Source organism: Streptomyces sp. IMTB 2501 (assembly GCF_001953885.1).
In the GTDB taxonomy this organism is placed as follows: Bacteria; Actinomycetota; Actinomycetes; order Streptomycetales; family Streptomycetaceae; genus Streptomyces.
In genome coordinates this window covers 39,281-57,504 of sequence record NZ_MQUS01000044.1, presented here as the reverse complement: position 1 = coordinate 57,504, position 18,224 = coordinate 39,281, and the positions used below count along the sequence as shown (strand labels likewise).

The following is an 18,224-nucleotide window of genomic DNA, read 5'->3' as shown; positions in this document are numbered from 1 at the left end:
GCCGTCCTCACCCTGGAGAGTCACCGCTGAAGAAGCTCAGTGAGTCTGCTCCCCACGCGTGCGGGGATGGTCCCGTGTGGTCGGCGTCTTGGGATCCCAACACGGGCTGCTCCCCACGCGTGCGGGGGTGGTCCCCAGCCGCAGGTCGCCACCACCTACCCCGACGGGTGCTCTCCGCGCCCGCGGGGATGGCCCTCGGTGTCGCAGCTCGTCCACACCCTCAGTCCGGCAACGCCGACCCGGCCGTGACGCCGTTTCCGCCGGGCCGAGGCGTGTCGGCCCGGCCGTACCCGAGTCGGCGGTTTTGGCTATTTGAGGGTGGCGGTGGCGAGCCGCAGTTCGCGGAATGCCTGGTCGATCTGGTCGTGGAGGGGGACCGACGGGTCCTGCATCCAGCGGTGGGTGGCGATGGCGAAGGTGTCCATGCCGACCTGGGCGCACAGCGGCGCGGTCCGGGCGTCGGCGCCGCGGGCCCGCAGTGCATCGGTCAACGCGGTGACCAGCATGGCCCGCCTGGCCAGGGCGCGTTCCTGCAGGGCTGGGGTTTCGGCTACGAGGCGGGCGCCGGGCTCGGTGATCGGGCGGTTGCGTTCGAAGAGGGGCACCGACTCGTGGAAGGCGGCGCGCAGGGTCGGCAGTGGTTTCGTGCCGTGCGGGACGGCGGCGATGGCCTGGACGAGTAGGTCGCGGAGCTCGCTCTCGCGGTCGAAGAACATCTCGCGTTTGTCGGCGAAGTGCCGGAAGAAGGTGCGCTCGGTGACACCGGCACGGGCGGCGATGGCTTCGACCGGTGTCTGGTCGAAGCCGCGCTCGGTGAACAGCTCAAGGGCGGCCTGCAGGAGTCGCCGGCGCACCGCTTCCCCACTTCTTGGCATGCGCCAACCGTAGCACGTTGCGTCAGTGACTGACTCAACGTAGTGTCAGTTCCTGACAAGTTTCGAGTCAGTGACTGACACATACTTTGGAGGTCGCTCACGTGGAACGGCGCTTCGATGGAAAGACGGTGGTCGTCACCGGCGCGAGCTCCGGGATCGGGGTGGGCATTGCCCGGCGATTCGCTGCGGAGGGAGCGAACGTCGTACTCGCGGCGCGCCGCAAGGACCGGCTGGAGGCGCTCGCGGCCGAACTCGGGACGGACCGGACACTGGCGGTGGCCACCGACGTCACCCAACAGGATGCCGTGCGAGCGATGGCCGAGGCCGGCGCGGACCGGTTCGGCGGCCTGGACGTGCTGGTGTCCAACGCCGGCGTGGGTCTGGGCAAGGAGTTCGAGGAGACCACGCTCGCCGACTGGCGGCTGGTCATGAGCACCGATGTGGACAGCTGCTTCTTCGGAGCACAGGCCGCGCTGCCGTACCTGAAGCAGAGCCGTGGCAGCATCGTGCAGATTGCCTCGGCTTCCGGGCTGGGCGGCGACCGGATGCTCACCGCCTACAACGCGGCCAAGGGCGCCGTCGTGAACTTCACCCGCGGGCTCGCCTTCGACCTCGGCCCGTTCGGCATCCGCGTCAACACCGTCGCCCCGGCCTTGACGATCGGGGCGGAACACGCCGATCACCCCATGGCCGCGGACCTGGTGGAACGGTTCAACCAGCGCCGGGCGCTCACCGGGTACAGCACCCCGGCCGACATCGCCGGCGCGGTCACGTTCCTCGCCTCGGACGACGCCCGCTTCATCACCGGAACCATCCTGCCCGTCGACGGCGGCATCACCGCCGGCAGCGGCCAGCCCCCCTTGTTCTGATCCCCCAGAGGAAAGAGACCATGGACTACGGCATCGACCCCGAACTCGCAGCCGCGCTGGCCGCCATGCCCAAGGGCCCGAACGGCGCTCTGCTGGACCTTTCCGACATCCCCGCGCTCCGTGAACAGATACGGACGGCCGGCGAACGGTTCCCCGCGCCCGACCCGGATCCGCGCGTCACGATCGAGACGCTGAGCCTCCCCCGGCAGGACGGGAGCCTGCTCGACGTGGTGATGTTCCACCCGGGCAGCGCCGACCGCGCCCGGCCGGCCCTGGTCTACTTCCACGCCGGCGGACAGGTCCTCGGCAGCGCCCACGACCGCGTGGCATGGGCGTACGGCGCGGCCGTGGCCCTGCAACTCGACATCGTGCTGGCCGTGGTCGACTACCGGCTGGCGCCGCAGACCCCGGCGCCGGGCGCGGCCGAGGACGGCTACCTGGCCTACACGTACCTCGCCGAGCACGCCGCCGAGAACGGAATCAACCCGGACCGGATCGGGCTCGCCGGCGCGAGCGGCGGCGGGGCACCCGCCACGGCCACCGCACTCATGGTCCGCGACCGCGGCGACCGCCGCCCGCGACTGCTGTCACTGAACTACCCGATGCTCGACGACCGCAACGAAACCCCGTCCAGCCACGAGATCGTAAACCTCGGCATCTGGGACCGCCGGGAGAACCTGTACGCCTGGGCCGCCGTACTGGGTGACCGCACGGGAGCCCCGGACGTCCACCCGTACTCCGCACCCGGCCGCGCCACCAACGTAACCGGCCTGCCGGACACCTTCATCGCCGTCGCCCAGTTAGACGTCTTCCGCGACGAGAACATCGACTTCGCACAGCGGTTGATCGCCGCCGGCGTCCCAGTCGACCTGCACGTCTACGCCCACGCCTTCCACGCGTGGGACGTGTTCGCCCCGCAGTCGGCCCTCGCCAAAACCTTCGAACAGACCTGGCACGACTACCTGCGCCGCCACCTCCACAGGTGAAGAACCCTTTTCGCGACACCGCCGCTGCCGACTTCGCCGGTGGCGGCGCACCATGCACCGGCAATCCCGCCGGACCGCCCGGCCAGAGGTCCTCCCCCGGCATCCAACCGACCGGCCTCAACGACCACGGACGTCGAGCATTGACTCAGCAGACAACCCAGGTATCCGTACCGAGGCAGGAGGCACCGGTGCTGTCGAAACCCACGACCATTTCGAATTGCTTCTCAACGTCGGCTGCCTTCCGAATCCGTGACCAACTGCTGCCCTTCGTCACGAACAAAGCCATCCTGCTCCCTGCGCGGGCGCGGGTGGCTGTGAGCGTGTCTGCTGTCGGCGGCACCGGCAGGCGCGGCGGCTCTACCTGCGCCCTGCTGCAACGGCATGCTGCCTGTGGTGGTCAGTGCTGCCCTTTACCCTGCTGGCGTGTTGGCGACCGGCAAACCGCGTCGAGCTGGCATTGCAGCTGAAGTACCCGATGAGCACCATGAGTCGGTCGTCGGTGACAGGGGTCGTGGGCTACACCTCAGCAGGGCGAAAGGGCGGTTTGCCAGTGATGCCGGATTCGATGAAAGTGATGAAAAGCGAGCCGACAACGCGGTAAGAAAGCGGGTCAGCCAGTGTGCTCCCCGCGCCCGCGGGGATGGTCCCCAGATCAAGGCCAGCCCCACGGCCCTGATGATGTGCTCCACGCGGCCGCGGGGATGGTCCCCGGTACGCGAGCAGGCCTCGCGCAGTGGAGGTGTGCTCCCCGCGCGTGCGGGGATGGTCCTAGGGCCTGTCCGACGGGTCGTGTGACTGGTCCACGTTCATGTCGTTCCGGCCCGTGTGGGGCGCGGTGATCTGTCGGACGAAGAGTGGGCTCGGCTGGAGCCACACCTGCCGAAGAGCGTGGGTCGGGGCGGGCGTTGGAAGAACCACCGCACCGTCATCAACGGCATCCTCTTCCGTCAGCGGACCGGCATACCGTGGCGGGACCTGCCCACGCGATTCGGGAAGTGGAAGACGTGCCACGATCGCCATCGCCGATGGTCGGCCGACGGCACCTGGGAGAGAATCCTGCGGTCCGTCCAGGCTGACGCGGATGCGGAAGGCCGGATCGACTGGAGCGTAGTCAGTGTGGACTCCACAGTGTGCCGTGCCCACCAGCACGCAGCAGGAGCCCGCCGCCGATTGACTCTGATACCGGGGCGACGCCGTCACCCTGCCCGGCATCGCCCCGACGAGGCGCTCGGCCGTTCACGTGGTGGGCTCACTACGAAGATCCATCTGGCGAGTGAGGGCGGACGCCGCCCGCTGGCCATCCTCATCACGCCTGGACAGTGGGATGATGCTCCTCAGCTGATCCCGGTCCTGGACCGTATCCGTGTTCCGCGGCCAGCCGGTGGGCACCCGCGGACCCGTCCGGACTACCTGTGCGGCGACAAAGCGTATAGCTCACGCCGGAACCGCCATTACCTGCGGCGACGGCAGATCCGGCACACGATTCCCGAGCGCCGGGACCAGCGGGCCAACCGCCAACGCCGCGGAAGCCGTGGCGGCCGGCCCAGCGGCTTTGATCGGGCCCGCTATGCCCGCAGGAACGAGGTCGAACGGACCGTCAACGCCCTCAAGGGATTCCGGGCCGTAGCAACCAGATACGACAAGAGAGGTACGTCTTCCAGGGCACAGTCACCCTCGCCGCGATCCGGCTGTGGGTCCGTTGATGACCTACCCGGGGGCCGAGCCGAAGCGGACGCCCATGGCTTGGGCGCCCGTGGGCGCGTCCCATGTGGCGCCGGTACCGACGAGTTCGCCCCATTGCCCGCTGCATGATCCGCTGGCGTAGAGGAAGGCAGTGTCGGTGGTGTCGTTGGAGAACCTCACCGCGCCCCCGGTGAGCGGGATGCACGTGTCGCTGGGCGGGTCCTGGCCCTGGATGATCTGCCCTGACGGTGTGACGTAGGTGTATGTGCCGGACGCCGCCTGCGCGCTGCCCGCCGTCGCCGTCAGCAGCGCGAGCGCCGACGCTCCCGCCAGGACGGCTTTCCTGAGCCCTCGCCGCCCGCATAGTGACCTCATAAGTCCTCCTCTGTCGAGCCGAACCCGGCACCTCAGTGGACGAAGCCAGCACAGCGCAGCACGTCAGCCTTGGACAGAGCCCAGGCAACGCTTCACCCAAAACAGGGAGGACAGGATCTTATGTTCGAAATGACACCAAATGCGCGGATCAGCGCTGACCCATCGGACAGGCCCTAGGACGCTATGCCCGCAGGAACGAAGTCGAACGGCTGATCAACCGGTTGAAGATCTACCGGGCCGTCGCCACACGCTATGACAAGAGGGCGTACGTCTTTCACGGCACCGTGACCGCCACGGCCATCCGACTCTGGCTCCGCGCGTAACCCACCAGACAGAACCTAGTGGTCACCAGATGCATGGGGCGCGGTCATTTCGGCGCGTCGGGCGTTGGCGAGGAAGCGGCGGACCGTCTCCACGAGGGCGGCAGTGTCCGCCCGGAAGCCCTCCCTATCGGCCCCCGATGGTTCATGCCGGGCCGATGCCCCACATGGCGAGTCGTGCTCTCTGTGCCAAGTGCGTTGTGGACTGTGTGCTGACGACAAGGCCGCGAGATCGCGAGATCCTTAACCCCTGCCGGGGAAAGGGCTGCATCGAATTGACGGGTTGACATACCTGCACCAGGCCACATGGCCAGGAACTTGGGACCTTCAGCGCGGCATGCACATCTCGCCGTGATTTGACCGCTTATGCCGTAACTGGCTTTGTGCGCCTTCCGGTTGTATGTCATGTCATGCTCGCCACCTGGCGGCTGTCGGTTACGGTTCCCCCGCCCGACCCGGCTGGCTCGGGGGCAACGGGGTGGTGACCTGGACGGTCACGTGAACTGTGTAGGGCAAACCATGCGGCGCCCACGGCGCAACACCTTCTCCTGCCCGGCTCCTCCCGGGCATTCCAGACTTCTCCGGTCGATCCGGTCCGGAGTTTCCTCATGAGCAGGAAGGTTCTTCCTTGCGTACCTCACGCACATCGAATACAGCGCATCGCCGTTTCGGCAGTCAGCGCCGCGGTGTTCCTGACGGGCGGCTCCGGGCTCGCCCACGCCGACGGCGGCAAGCAGAGACCCGTCCCAACCCCCGTAGGCACGCCCTCCGTTGGCGCGAGGCACGGTGCGACCCCGGCGCCGAAACTGCCCTCGCCTTCCCCGAGCAAGGGTCTGCCCACTGCCAAGCCGACCGACAAGAGCGGCTGGACGGACGCGGACGCCCTCAAATTCTGGACGCCCCAGCGCATGGCCTCGGCGGTCGACCCCGCCAAGCGCAAGGTAACCCCGAACGCCAATGTCCGGCAGCGGGGACTGGCAGCGAGCATGCCGACCGCCGAGCACTTCCTCGGCATGAAGTCGGTCGGCACCCTCTTCAGCTATGACAAGGACCCGACCACCGGCGAGATGCAGGCGCACGAGTGCACGGCCAGCGTGGTGGAGAGCCCGGGACACAACCTGATCCTCACCGCGGGGCACTGCGCCGGCGGCAAGGCGGTGTTCGTGCCCTGGTACCGCACCGAGTACCCGCTGGACAAGCAGGAGTACGGGTTCTACCGCGTCGGCCACTGGTTCGTGGACAACCGGTATCCGGCGGGGCACCAGATCAAGAGCAAGGTCTCGGACCTGGACTTCGCCTTCGGCAGCCTCGCGGTCTCGCCCAGCGGCAAGAACGCCCAGGACGTGGTGGGCGCCAACACCCTCGCCCGTACTCCGGGTTACAACAACAACCTGACGATGGTCGGTTACCCCAAGGCCGCGTACGACTCGGAGGACCACGCTGTCCGCTGTCCGGTCCAGACCCGGGCCCTGTCCGGCTTCTACCAGATCCAGGCTCTGTGCCGGGGCATGTACGGCGGCGTCTCGGGCGGCCCCTGGTTCTCGAAGATCGACACGGCCTCCGGCACCGGTGTGATCGTCGGCAGCGTCGGCGGCTACAACGGCGGCGGCAATGACGCCAACGTCGACTACATCACCTACAGCCCGGTGCACGGCGACTGGTTCTTCCGTCTCTACGAGGAGGCCAAGGCCGACCAACAAAAAATCAACCACGGCAGTTCGTACGACCAGCCCCCGCTCCCGTACTCGCTGGGCGGCGGCGACACCTGGCAGCACGCCCAGCTGATGGCCTCCGGTGACTTCAACGGCAAGGGCCGCAGCGACATGATCGTGGTGTGGACGGACGGTGAGGTCACCCTCTACAACAGCGACGGCCAAGGCAACTTCACCAGCGAGCGCCAGCTGATGGCCAAGAACACCACCTGGCCGCACGCGGAGACCATCACCGCCGGTGACTTCACCGGCTCGAACCAGGCCGACCTGCTGGTGCGCTGGTCGGACGGCGAGGTCACGCTCTACGGCGACGTCGGCTCCAACGGCCTGAACTGGGCAGGGACTCAGATGGCGGACCCCAACAAGACCCACCTCTGGAAGTACGCCACCCAGATCGCCGCGGGCCGCTTCAACGCGCAGCAGTACGCCACCGACCTGATCGTTCGCTGGTCGGACGGCGAGGTCACCCTCTACACCAACGTCAGTGCGGGCAGCTTCGGCCAGGAGTACCAGCTCGTCGACCCCGACAAGTCGAACCACTCCTGGAAGGACGCCAACCTGCTGACCGCCGGTGAGTTCTCCGGCAACCAGAAGTGGGACCTGATGGTCCAGTGGGCGAACGGCGAGCTCGACAGCTACGTCGGCACCGGCACTTCCGGCCTGGGCAGCGCGTCGCGCGTCCAGGACGCCAACTCGACCTGGACCCACAACACGGTCATGACCGCCGGCAACTTCACGGGCAACGGCCGTACCGACGACCTCGTTGTCCGCTGGTCCGACGGCGAGACCACGATGTACATCGACACCACCGCCAACCACCTCGGTACCGAGGAGAACCTCGTTCCTGCCGCGTGATCCGGTCGACGCACGGCCCAGCGGCGGCGCTCCGAGCCGAGCGGACTATCGTCGCGCGCGACCGCCCCAGCCCGACGCATCCTGAGGTTCGCCCCGGGGAGTATACGCTTGCGGAGGAGGTCGAGCTTCGCCCCGCCGAACATCTGGGACCCGGAAGCCCGCCGGCCGCCTCGCTCGGGGCCGGTTGCCGGCCTCTCAGGCGGAAGCGTCGGGTACGGCGTGGGCCAGTAGGCCGAGGTCGCCGTACAGGGCGGCGTGGAGTGCGGCGGCGAGTTTGCGGGCTCGTTCCTCGCTGCGCACGCCGTGCAACCCGGTGACCGGCGGCGGACACAATCAGTTGGGAGAGGCGTTGGACCGCTCCCGGACGGGTGGCGACGGCTCGGTAGATCTTCAACCAGTTGATCAGCCGTTCGACTTCGTTCCTGCGGGCATAGCGTCCCAGGTCAAAGCGGGTGGGCCTGCCACCGTTGCCGCCACGGCGTTGGCGGTGGGCCTGCTGGTCGTAGCGGCGGTTGCGGCGCGATGAGTACGCCGCTCAGGTGGTCCGACCGTGTGCGGGGGCGGCCGCGAGTCGGACGGGGAACGCGAATGCGTTCCAGGACCGGGATCATCTGCGGGGCGTCGCCCCATTATCCGGGCGTGACCAGTATGGGACCCGCAGGATGTAACTGCGTGTCTGGCCGCCGCTCTGGATCGTGTGGCTGCCACTGGTCAGGGTCGGGGCCTTGCCGCAGCCGGCGGTCGCCCGGAGGGCGCCGGTGGGTGTGGTCGACGCGGGCGTCCCGAGGCCGCTGCCGAACGAGGAGCCCGCAGCCGACAGGACGAGAAGTAACGCTGCCGCGATGGACGTCAAGAGTGGTGTGCGTTTCATGCACTCCTTCTTCCGTGGTGGTGGGGGGCGGTTCACACGCCGGTGATGGTCCATGCGTTGTTGGTGCTGGAGTTCGGCGTCCACAGCACCGCGGTCGAGCCCACCGTGGTGCTGCCGCTGCCATCGAGCGCGGTGCCGGTGCCGCGGTTGACGATCTGGTAGCGGTCGCCGCCGAGGCCGACCAGCGACCACTGCTGGTTGTTGCCGCCGTTCCAGGTCTCCTGCCGGGCGGGAGCGCCGTTGGCGGAGTTTCCCCAGCTGTCGGCGGTCATGCCGTTTGTGCGGTTGATGATGCGGTAGTAGCCGTTGCCGAGGTCGATCAGCTGCCACTGCAGGTTGGTGCTGCCGTCGTAGTTCCACTGCTTGAGGTTGGAGCCGGCGGCGACATTGCCCCCGCTGTCGAGCACCAGCCCGCTGGTCACGTTGGCGATCTTCACCCAGGTCTTCGAGCCGCCCGGTGCGCCCAGAACGGGAATCTCGCCGGAGAAGGTGAGCTTGACCGTGTACGCCAATGCGCTGAACGGCGGGTTCGACGAGGGCATGGCCAGGTGCAGGCCGGTGCCGTCCTGTGTCGGGGTGGGCAGGTTGACGTAGGTGCCGGCTGTGTTGTCGAGCAGTTGGGCGCCGGTCAGGCTGCTGAGGTTGATCCGGTTGGAGTTCAGCGTCGTGATGGTCGTGGTGCCGCCCTGCCAGCCCAGCGTGGTGGCGTAGAGCACCTTGTTGTCCTGGCTGCGGGTGAACCGGATGTCCTTCGGCGTACCGCCCACCGGGCCGCTGAAGGAGCCTCCGCCCATCGGCGTGGGGCCCTCGCCGTAACTGGTCCAGGAGCGGGTGCCGTAGATCGCCTCTCCGAAGCGGCCTAGCCAGTCCCCCATGGCGAGCAGGATCGACTGCTGTCCGGAGGGGATGGTGCCGTCGGCCATCGGGGCGATGTTCAGCAGCATGGTGCCGCCCTTACTGACGCGGTCGATCAGCGAGTGCAGCAGTGCCTGCGTCGAGTAGTAGCCGATGCCCACCGTGTAGCACCAGCTGGAGGAGGAGATGCTGTCGTCGGTCAGCCAGTAGGGGGTGAGCAGTCCTGCCGGGCCGCCGCGCTCGAAGTCGAAGACCTCGCCCTTGTTGTCGAGTCCGTCCTTGTAGGTCGCGGCCACGTCCTTGTTCCAGGAGACGGCCTGGTTGTAGTAGTGCGCGAGGAACTGGAGCCGGTAGGACTCCTGCACCAGGTTCAGGTCGAAGTCCTGCCAGAGCAGATCCGGCTGGTAGGTGTCGATGACCTCGACCAGCTTGTCGTACCAGAGCTTGTTCTCCGCGGCCGAGCCCTGCTGGCCGAAGAGGATGCGCAGGGCCGGGTCCGACTGGGACGGCACATGGTCGTAGTAGCCGTTGAAGTGGTAGGCGTGGTGCAGGGACGCCATGAACTTCAGGCCCTGCCCTCGGATGGCCTGCGCGTGCAGTCCCACGAGGTCGAGTCCGGGGCCGTGCCGGACGGAGTTCCACGGGTTGGCGCGGCTGTTCCACATGGAGAAGCCGTCGTGGTGCTCGGCGACCGGTCCTGCGAACCGCGCGCCCGCGGCCCTGAACAGCCGCGCCCAGGCGTCCGGGTCCCAGTGGCCGCCCTGCGAGGCGAGCTTGGGGGCGAACTGCACGAAGTTGCCCGCCTTGTCGCGGGCTCCGTCGATGAAGTTGTTGTACGGCCATGCCGAGGGGTCGCCGTAGGTGGCGATGTGATGCTGGTTCTCGGCCGAGCCGCCCACGTACATGTTGCGCGGATACCACTCGTTGCCGAACGCGGGGACGCTGAAGACGCCCCAGTGGTAGTAGATGCCGAACTTGGCGTCCTTGAACCAGGCCGGAGCCGGGGGGTGCTGGTCCACGGAGGGCCAGCTCGCGGTGTAGCTCGTGGGGCCGTCGGTCGCGGCGGCCTCGGGGGCGAACCGCAGCAGGCCGAGGGCCGTTGCCGCGCCGGTCGCCGCCAGCAGCCGGCGCCGGCTGATCGGGAGGGGTGAGGAAGTCATGGGGGCCTCTCGGCGTCATTGACGGGGTGGGTGGTCCCAGATCTCAGAGGGCAGATCTCAGAGGGCACCGGATCAGTTCAGTTGCGTGTCCACTTCTGGTTGCTGCCGCCACTGCAGGTCCACAGCTCCAGCAGGGTGCCGTTGGCCGTTCCGGCGCCGGTGGCGTCCAGGCACAGGCCGGACTGGGCGCCGGTGATCGTTCCGTCGGCGTTGAGCGTCCACTTCTGGTTGCTGCCGCCGTCGCAGGTCCAGATGTCGACCTTGGTGCCGGGGCTGGTGCCGCCGCCCGAGGCGTCCAGGCAGGCGCTGCCGTAGACCCGCAGTTCACCGGCCGAGGTGCTGGTCCACTGCTGGTTGCTGCCGCCGTTGCAGTCCCACAGCTCCACCTGGGTGCCGGACGTCTGCGACTGGTTCGGCACGTCCACGCACCGGCCGGAGCCGGCCCCGACGATCGCGGCGGTCGTGCCGCCGCCGGGTCCGCCGCTGCCGGGGGTGAGGGACAGGTTGTCGAACTGTGCCGTCTCGCCCTGGCTGGTCGCGTAGCCGGCCTGTCCGCCGGCCCAGGTGCGGTCGCTGACGGAACCGACCGTGGAACCGTCGACGACGGCGGTAAGGGTGGTGCCGGAGAAGGTCAGGGCCAGGGTGTGCCACCGGTTGGTGCCCAGCGCCGCGGTAGTGCCGTGGGCGAGGGTGGAGACATTTCCGTTGGTGCCGGAGTTCAGGATCGACCAGGCGCCTGTGTCGCTGACCCGCAGGTGGTAGGCGTTCAGTCCGCCGGTGCTGTTGTAGTCCTGCCCGTTCGCGCGGCCTATCAGCTCGGCGTATCCGGGCTGTTCCAGGAGCACGTCGGACGAGACGGTGTAGTTGCTCCAGCCGGTGTCACCGAGGAGGGCGTGCGGGTCGGACAGTGCGTCCCAGGTGATCGGTTTCTGCGGGCTCATCTGGCGCACGCACTTGCCGCTGCGGCCGCCGCCGCAGCCCGCCACCTCGAAGGCGCCCTGCCAGTCCATGAGGTACTTCGCCTCGGTGCCGGTGGCGTAGCCGTCGAAGGAGTCGCTGTACGGCATGCTCATCGCGTCCTGGGCGGGGCCGGTGGCGGTGCCCTTGCCCTGGCCGGTCGTGGTGGTCAGGGTGTAGACGTGATGGGGTTGCACGGTCAGGCTGAAGCCGCCGCCGGACGGGGTGATGTCCGTGGTGTGCACGAAGTAGTCGGCCTGGTTGCCGGAGTTGACGTCGGTCGACCAGACGTGGACGGCCGCGGTGGACAGCCCTCCGGTGACGTCGAAGTTCAGCGTCTGGGCGCTGCCGGCGTCCATGGTCTCGATGACCGTGGAGTAGTCGGAGTTGTTCGGGGACTTCAGGGAGACGTAGCTGCCGTTGTTCCGGTTGCCGCCGATGTAGCCGCTGGAGGCGTCGAGGTACCTCCAGCCCGCGGCGGTGAACTGGCTGGTGTGCGCCATCACCCAGGTGTTCTTGCCGATCGCGTAGTGGCCGGACCACGGCTGTGCGGCCAGGGCGAGGCCCATGGTGGGGTACGGCAGGTTGGGCGTGATCGCCGCGACCACCGGCCAGTTGAGATACGCGGTCATGCGGCCGTCGATGTATCCGCGGTTGATCCCGCGGGCCATGGCCGGCGCTCCCGCGTTGTAGCCGTCCGAGCCGTTCTCGCTCGCCCACAGCGACTTTCCGGACGACGTGGCGGCCGACGGCACCGAGCAGTTGGACTGGGAGGAGCGGTAGCCGCAGGGGTAGTGCGTGCCGATGACGTTCACCGCCGCGGCGAACGCCGGGTTGGAGTTGACGTCGCCCGCCACGTTCCAGTCCGAGTCGGCCGCTACGATCTTGACGCTGCCGTAGCCGTTGCTGTTGAGCGCGCTGCGCAGCTGCTCGTACCAGGAGACGTTGTAGCCCCGCTCGTTCCAGCCGCCGAGGTAGTCGATGGTGAGGCCGTGCTGCTTGGCGCAACCCAGCCAGGAGACCAGGTAGTTGACCATGTCGGTGGACCAGAAGTTCCCGCCGCCGATCCAGCCGGGGGCGCCCCAGGCGAGGCCGTACAGCTTGATGTTCGGGTTGCGGGCCTTGGCCTGCTCCATCAGCCACCATTCGTAGCCGCGGTCGCAGTTCAGGTCGGAGCGGGTGTGCTGGTGGCTGGGCTCGGCTCCCGAGGTGGAATTGGTGTCCCCGCCGATCTCGGCCTTGAGGATCTGCAGGGAGGCGCCGTACCCGGGTTTGAAGAGGTAGTCAAGGATCTGGCCGCGTTCGGGCTCGGGATAGTCGATCAGGAGTCTGCTGTTGCCGCCTCCGCCGCTGATCGCGCCGACGCCGTCGAAGGTCCGTCCGCCGGACGTGCCGTTGACGGTGATGGAGGTGGCGGCATGGGCCGTGGCAGCTGCCGTGCCGACGAGGCCGCCGGCGGCCAGGACGAGGCCCGTGAGCACGGCCGTCGAGCCGCGCAGGCGCCGTAACAGCCGTCTGAGTGCTGACACGGTGGGGGTTCCTTTCGCAGGTCGGTGGGGTTCGCGGTCCGCGTCGGGTGCGGCATCAGCGGACGGCGAAGTCCTGGTTGGTGCCCGGCGCGTTCTTGCACTGCCACTGGTCCAGCTGCTGTCCCGCGGTGCCGCCGGCACCGTAGACGTCCAGGCACAGACCGCTGTTGCGGTTCTGGAAGGCGTAGGTGCCGTCGGACTGGCGCACGGGCAGCCAGAGGGCGCTCGGCGCCGTGCCGGGGGCCTGCTGGACGATGTCCGGGGTGCCTGCTGCCGTGGAACTGCCGGCGACTGCCACGTCCTGGCCGGAGCTCTGGGTGCGCAGTTCGCCGTAGCCGTCCGAGGCCGGCACGAACCGGAACTGCTGGTTGCCCTGCCCGTTGCAGGTCCACTGGTCGATCGCGGCGCCCGCGGTACCGGAGTTGCCGTACACGTCAAGGCACAACTGGTTGCTTGCGACCACGAGTTGGTGGTAGCCGTCCGGGAAGCCTCCGCCGCCGGACGTTGCCGGGGTCAGATAGACGGCGAAGGCGTCGTGCGAGGCCTGGAACGTGAACGGCACGCTGATCGAGCCGCCGGAGGTGCTGACGTTCTGGTCGTACACGGTCTGCGGGGCGGCGAGCGGCGCCTGGTCCGGGATGCGGTGCACGGTGACGTGGACGCTGCCGGTGTTCGTCAGCCAGGGCACGGACGATAGCCCGTTGAAGGTCACGGACACGGCGCCGGTGTAGCCGTTGGAATCGCCGATGACGGCCACCGCGCGCCCGGCGGCGGAGTCCTGGGAGGCCGCGATGGCCGTCGACCCGACCTGGCCGGAGGTGTCGACGAGGGTGCCGGTCATGTCGGCGTAGTCCCGAAGCGCCCACCAGTTGCCGGTCGGCTGCCAGCTGCCCCCGCTCTGGGTGAGGACTCCCGTCAGGTTCGGCGTGACGCAGCACACCCAGTTGCCGCGCATCGCGTTGGCGTACCCGGACTGCGCGAACCGCGCCAGGTACCAGGCCGTCACCCCGGCGGTCTGCCGGTCGGCGGGCTGGTACTCGTTGGCGGACAGCGGCCGCGCCCCGATGCCCGCCCTGCTGAGCGCACTGTTGAGAGACTGCGAGACGGTGACGGGGTCGTCGACGTCGCCCTCGTCATGGTTGGTGATCATGTCAGGCACCGTCCCAGCCGCCTTCACGTGCGCGAGCCAGGTCTGCCACTGCCCTGACCTGCCTTGCGGGGTGTAGGCGAACGAGGGGCCCACGATCTGCGCCGTGGGGGCGATGCGCCGGATCTCCCGGTAAGCGGTGTCCCACATCTGGAAGTACTGGGCGCTGTTGACACCCCGGGTCCAGAAGTAGGAGATGTCGGGCTCGTTCCAGATGTCGTAGGAGAACTTCAGCCCCGACGCCTGGAGCGCTCCCACGCTGGAGTCGATGAAGCTGATCCAGTTCGCGCAGTTGCCGTTGTCGCACGGGTACATCGTGTTGGACGGCTGGCCGCCGTTCGCGCCGTAGATGTCGCTGACCAGCACCTGGTACTGGGCGTGGTACGGCGGCTGGGTCAGCCGTTTCGCCTGCGCGATGATCGAGTCGACGTCGGCCCGGCTGGCCGCGCCGTACTGGTAGTTGTCCTTGATCCAGCCGCCGGAGAACCAGCCCCCGCCGCGGAACGCGTTGATCCCCAGCGGCTGGACGAACTGGTCCACAGGCTGGCTGCCGTCCTGGGTGAAGCCGTAGAGAAACCCCTCACCCACACCGGTCGACGGGCCTCGCGTCGACGCCAGGTTCACGCTCAGCGCCTCGCCCGTGGCGGCACGGCTCCCGGCCGCCGACAGCAGCTGCAGCACGAACGCCAACACGACGCCGACGGTAAGCAGCACACGGCGGTCCCTCGCTCGCGTCCTCATACGGACCTCCTATGGGCCGGCGGTTCAGCGATACAGCGATTTGTCGGTTCAGCTCAGCGACCACTTCTGGTTGGATCCGCCGTTGCAGGTCCACAGCTGTACGAGGCTGCCGTTGGCGGTGGCGGCGCCGGTCACGTCCAGACACAGGCCGGACTGGGCACTGGTGACGGTGCCGTTGGCGTTGAGGTTCCACTGCTGGTTGGTCTGGCCGTTGCAGGGCCAGGTGATGACCTTCGTGCCGGGGCTGGTGCCCTTGTTGTAGGCGTCCAGGCACACTTGGCTGCTGCCGGAGTACACGGTGAGCTGGTGGGACGCGGTCGCGGTCCACGTCTGGTTCACCGCGCCGTTGCAGTCCCAGATCTGCGGCTGCGTACCCGCCGTCGTGGATGCGCCCGGCACGTCGAGACACTTGGCCGCACCCACCGCGTGCACGGCACCGGTCGTGCCGCTACCGCTTCCCGTTCCGTAGTTGGCGGCGGTGATGGCGGCCTGGACCGCGTACTCGGTGGCGTCGGACGGATAGCCGGCCGTGATCGCGCCTTCGAAGAACTCGCCCACGCCATTGGGACTGTTGTCACCCCCGGTGCCGAGCAGGACCGAACTGTCGACCTTCATCGGTGAGTAGCCGTTGGGCAGGGGGCCGGAGAAGGTGGTGGTCAGGCCGCCGCTCGTGCCGTTGCCGTATTTGAGAGTGAAGTTGCTGGTGCCGTTGTTCTTCAGCCACGCGCTGACGAACGGATAGTGCACGCCCGGGTTGTTCGGGTCCTTGTTGGAGCCGGTGTTGGTGTGGAACATGCCGTTCTCCAGGTCGGCCTCGACCCACGGGCCGCTGCCCGTGCAGCCGCCGAACCAGCAGGCGGTGCCCCAGTAGATGGCGTTCATGGTGGCGTTGCCGGTGTCCGTGTGGGAGTTCTCGCCGCTGCCGTAGTCGAAGCAGCACCACTGGCTCGTGTAGTTCGACGAGGTCACCATGTAGATGCCCTCGGGCTGGGCGCCGGTGGGCACGCCGCTCGCGTGGTCGAGACGGTAACCGACGCCCGGGGTGACCTTGACACCGAACACCTGGTGACCGGCCGCGGTCACCGGCAGGGCCATGGCGTCCGCCCCGACGTCGGATCCGTTCGGACCCGGGCCCTTCCAGTAGCCGCCCCAGGAGATCGGCATGTCGTTGTGCCTGGCGGTCTGGTCGTAGATCTTCGTGATCGTGCAGGACGTACCGGCGCAGAACGACACCTGGGAGGCGCCGTCGGCGTACCCGCCCGCGGTGAGCACTCCGATGTCGCGGTATGTGTGATCGGAGGACCGCTGGATCTGGTACAGCGGCCCGTTGTACGCCGCGAAGAGCGCCCTGGTGGTGGCGTGCGCCGTCACGCACGGCGTGCCGCCCGCCGCGTAGAGGTCGCACGGAAGCGATGCGTCCGCCGCGGGTACGGGCGCGTGGCCGGCGGCGGGTGTGCCGGTCCGCGCGGAGGTGGCGAACGAGGGTGTCCCGAGCGCGGCCAGGGCCATCGCCAGGGCGATCAGGAGCACGGCCGGGAAACGCCTTCGTCGGCGATCGGTTGCTGATCCGGGCAAGGAGACCTCCTGGGTGGCGGTGGGGAGGACGGGGTCAGCCCAGCGTCCACCGCTGGCCGCTGCCGCCGTTGCAGGTCCACAGCTGGGCGAGGGTTCCGTCAGCCGTGGCCCCGCCGGTGACGTCCAGGCACAGGCCGGACTGGACGCCGGTGATCGTGCCGTCGGAGTTCAGCGACCACTGCTGGTTGCTCTGACCGTTGCACTGCCAGATCTCCACCTTCGTCCCCGGTGTGGTCTGGTTGTTGTAGGCGTCCAGGCACATCTGACCCCTGCCGGAGTAGACGGTGAGCTGGTTGGAGGCGGTGTGCGTCCAGGTCTGGTTGGCGCCGCCGTTGCAGCTCCAGATCTCCACCTGGGTGCCCGCGGTCGTGGTGGAGTTCGGCACGTCCAGGCACTTGCCCGCGCCGACCGCGTGCAGCGGACCGGTCACGCTGGTGCCGCCGCCACCGCTGGTGCCGCCCGCCACCCGGTACATGACCGTGCCGTGTGCCGGTACCGAGGCGCTGATGGTGCCGGAGGTGGTCGAGGACGCGCCCGACCACAGGTCGGTGAGGGTGTAGGCGGACGCCCCGGTCTTCCCGATCGCCGAAGCGGTGGTGGTGATGGTCGCCGTGGATCCCGTCTCGTTGAACAGCGCCACCGACACGTCTCCGTTGGCCAGTGGCTTGGCCAGCACGTCCAGGCCGCCCGAGGAGGACACCATGGTCCCCTGCTTGCCGAGGGGGTCCTGGTCGACCTCGATCACCCGGGAGTTGGTCAGGACGGACAGGGTGTCGGAGCTGGCCGAGGGGATGTTGGTGCCCGCGACGAGCGGTGCGGCCATCTCCGCCCACAGACTGAACTCGCTGCGGTTCTCGGTGGCCGTCATCGAGCCGTTGCCGACCTCCAGCATGTCTGGGTCGTTCCAGTGGCCGGGTCCGGCGTAGGAGGCCAGTCCCACGTTGCTGTGGAAGATCGACAGCATGCTGGAGAAGGTCGGGCTGATGTCGCCGGTGGTGCGCCAGCTGTTGCCGACGTCCGCGCCCCAGGTCCACACGTTCTCCTGGCCCCAGTTGCACAGGCTGTACAGGATCGGCCGTCCGGTGGCCGCCAGGGCGTCCCGCATCGCCGCGTACCGGGTCCGCGCCGGCACACCGGTGTTGTTGCAGTTGTCGTACTTCAGGTAGTCCACGCCCCACGCCGCGAACGACTGCGCGTCCGTGGTCTCGTGGCCCAGGCTGCCGGGGTATCCCGCACAGGTCGCGGTGCCCGCGTCCTCGTAGATCCCCAGCTTCAGCCCGAGCGAGTGCACGTAGTCCGCGGTGCCCTTGATGCCGTCGGGGAACTTGGCCGGGTCCGGCACCAGGTGGCCGCCGGAGTCGCGGTTGTGGGTCATCCAGCAGTCGTCGATGTTGACGTACGAATAGCCGGCCGCCTGCATGCCGTTGGTGTGCATGGCCTGGGCGGTGGACTTGATCAGCGACTCGGTGACGTTGCAGCCGTACGCGTTCCAGTCGTTGAAGCCCATCTGCGGGGTCGGCGCGAGCCCGTTGCCGAGTGCGGCGGCGGGCCCTGCCGTGCCGAGGGAGAGGAGGGGCGCGGTCGCGGTGAGCAGGATGGTCGAGAAGGCGAGCGCGAGGGTTCTGCGCAGGGAACGTAGCGGGGACAGCGACCGGGGACGCCTGGCTCTCGCAGTGGTCGTGGGCATAAGTCATCGACTCCTGGGGCGGGTTGG

11 protein-coding genes and 3 pseudogenes are annotated in these 18,224 nt (G+C 68.4%); 5 read left to right on the top strand and 9 right to left on the bottom strand.

Going from position 1 to position 18,224, the window contains the following annotated elements; genetic code table 11:
• Window positions 1–308 precede the first annotated feature (308 nt).
• Window positions 309–875: a TetR/AcrR family transcriptional regulator gene (locus AV521_RS42065; RefSeq protein WP_076096814.1), complete on the bottom strand. Its 567-nt coding sequence runs from the start codon at window positions 873–875 to the stop codon at window positions 309–311.
• Between the two features lie 101 nt (window positions 876–976).
• Between AV521_RS42065 and AV521_RS42060 the strand changes: the two genes are divergently transcribed.
• The 3 genes from AV521_RS42060 (at window position 977) to AV521_RS42050 (ending at window position 4,433) form a co-directional block, all read left to right on the top strand.
• Window positions 977–1,744 carry an SDR family NAD(P)-dependent oxidoreductase gene (locus tag AV521_RS42060; RefSeq protein ID WP_079249675.1) on the top strand — a complete coding sequence of 256 codons (768 nt, stop codon included), beginning with the start codon at window positions 977–979 and terminating at the stop codon, window positions 1,742–1,744.
• Window positions 1,745–1,764: 20 nt separating this feature from the next.
• Entirely contained in the window at window positions 1,765–2,730 is a 966-nt protein-coding gene (locus tag AV521_RS42055; protein WP_076096810.1) for an alpha/beta hydrolase fold domain-containing protein, read from the top strand.
• Window positions 2,731–3,555: 825 nt separating this feature from the next.
• Window positions 3,556–4,433, top strand: a protein-coding gene (locus AV521_RS42050; protein WP_107481163.1) for an IS5 family transposase whose coding sequence is annotated in 2 segments (ribosomal slippage) — window positions 3,556–4,378 and window positions 4,378–4,433 — 879 coding nt in all. Because the reading frame shifts where the segments join, the coding sequence is not laid out codon by codon here.
• A gap of 4 nt (window positions 4,434–4,437) precedes the next feature.
• Here the strand turns inward: AV521_RS42050 and AV521_RS42045 are convergent.
• Window positions 4,438–4,788 (bottom strand): hypothetical protein, encoded by a 351-nt coding sequence (locus tag AV521_RS42045; protein ID WP_076096808.1) that lies wholly within the window; start codon window positions 4,786–4,788, stop codon window positions 4,438–4,440.
• Between the two features lie 182 nt (window positions 4,789–4,970).
• On the opposite strand from AV521_RS42045, the pseudogene AV521_RS42040 reads away from it, so the two are divergent.
• Window positions 4,971–5,111: pseudogene (locus AV521_RS42040) on the top strand (IS5/IS1182 family transposase); the annotation flags it as partial.
• A 905-nt stretch (window positions 5,112–6,016) separates the two neighbouring features.
• Window positions 6,017–7,675, top strand: coding sequence for an FG-GAP-like repeat-containing protein (locus AV521_RS42035; protein ID WP_076096806.1), 1,659 nt, complete (start codon window positions 6,017–6,019; stop codon window positions 7,673–7,675).
• 364 nt (window positions 7,676–8,039) lie between these two features.
• On the opposite strand, the pseudogene AV521_RS47220 reads toward AV521_RS42035, so the two are convergent.
• The 7 genes and pseudogenes from AV521_RS47220 to AV521_RS42005 form a co-directional block, all read right to left on the bottom strand.
• Window positions 8,040–8,322: pseudogene (locus AV521_RS47220) on the bottom strand (IS5/IS1182 family transposase); the annotation flags it as partial.
• A 2-nt stretch (window positions 8,323–8,324) separates the two neighbouring features.
• Window positions 8,325–8,546, bottom strand: a pseudogene (locus AV521_RS53065) (poly(3-hydroxybutyrate) depolymerase); the annotation flags it as partial.
• A gap of 32 nt (window positions 8,547–8,578) precedes the next feature.
• On the bottom strand, window positions 8,579–10,561 hold the full coding sequence (locus AV521_RS42025; RefSeq protein ID WP_076096804.1) for an alpha-L-fucosidase: 1,983 nt from the start codon (window positions 10,559–10,561) through the stop codon (window positions 8,579–8,581).
• A 77-nt stretch (window positions 10,562–10,638) separates the two neighbouring features.
• Window positions 10,639–13,047 carry a ricin-type beta-trefoil lectin domain protein gene (locus AV521_RS42020; RefSeq protein ID WP_076096801.1) on the bottom strand — a complete coding sequence of 803 codons (2,409 nt, stop codon included), beginning with the start codon at window positions 13,045–13,047 and terminating at the stop codon, window positions 10,639–10,641.
• A 55-nt stretch (window positions 13,048–13,102) separates the two neighbouring features.
• On the bottom strand, window positions 13,103–14,935 hold the full coding sequence (locus AV521_RS42015; protein WP_076096800.1) for an RICIN domain-containing protein: 1,833 nt from the start codon (window positions 14,933–14,935) through the stop codon (window positions 13,103–13,105).
• Between the two features lie 48 nt (window positions 14,936–14,983).
• A complete protein-coding gene (locus AV521_RS42010) occupies window positions 14,984–16,465 on the bottom strand; it encodes an arabinofuranosidase catalytic domain-containing protein (RefSeq protein WP_256725938.1) in 1,482 nt (493 codons plus the stop codon).
• Between the two features lie 79 nt (window positions 16,466–16,544).
• The gene (locus tag AV521_RS42005; protein WP_076096796.1) at window positions 16,545–18,197 is read right to left on the bottom strand and encodes a glycoside hydrolase family 27 protein; all 1,653 of its coding nucleotides are present in this window, start codon (window positions 18,195–18,197) and stop codon (window positions 16,545–16,547) included.
• Between the last annotated feature and the right edge of the window lie 27 nt (window positions 18,198–18,224).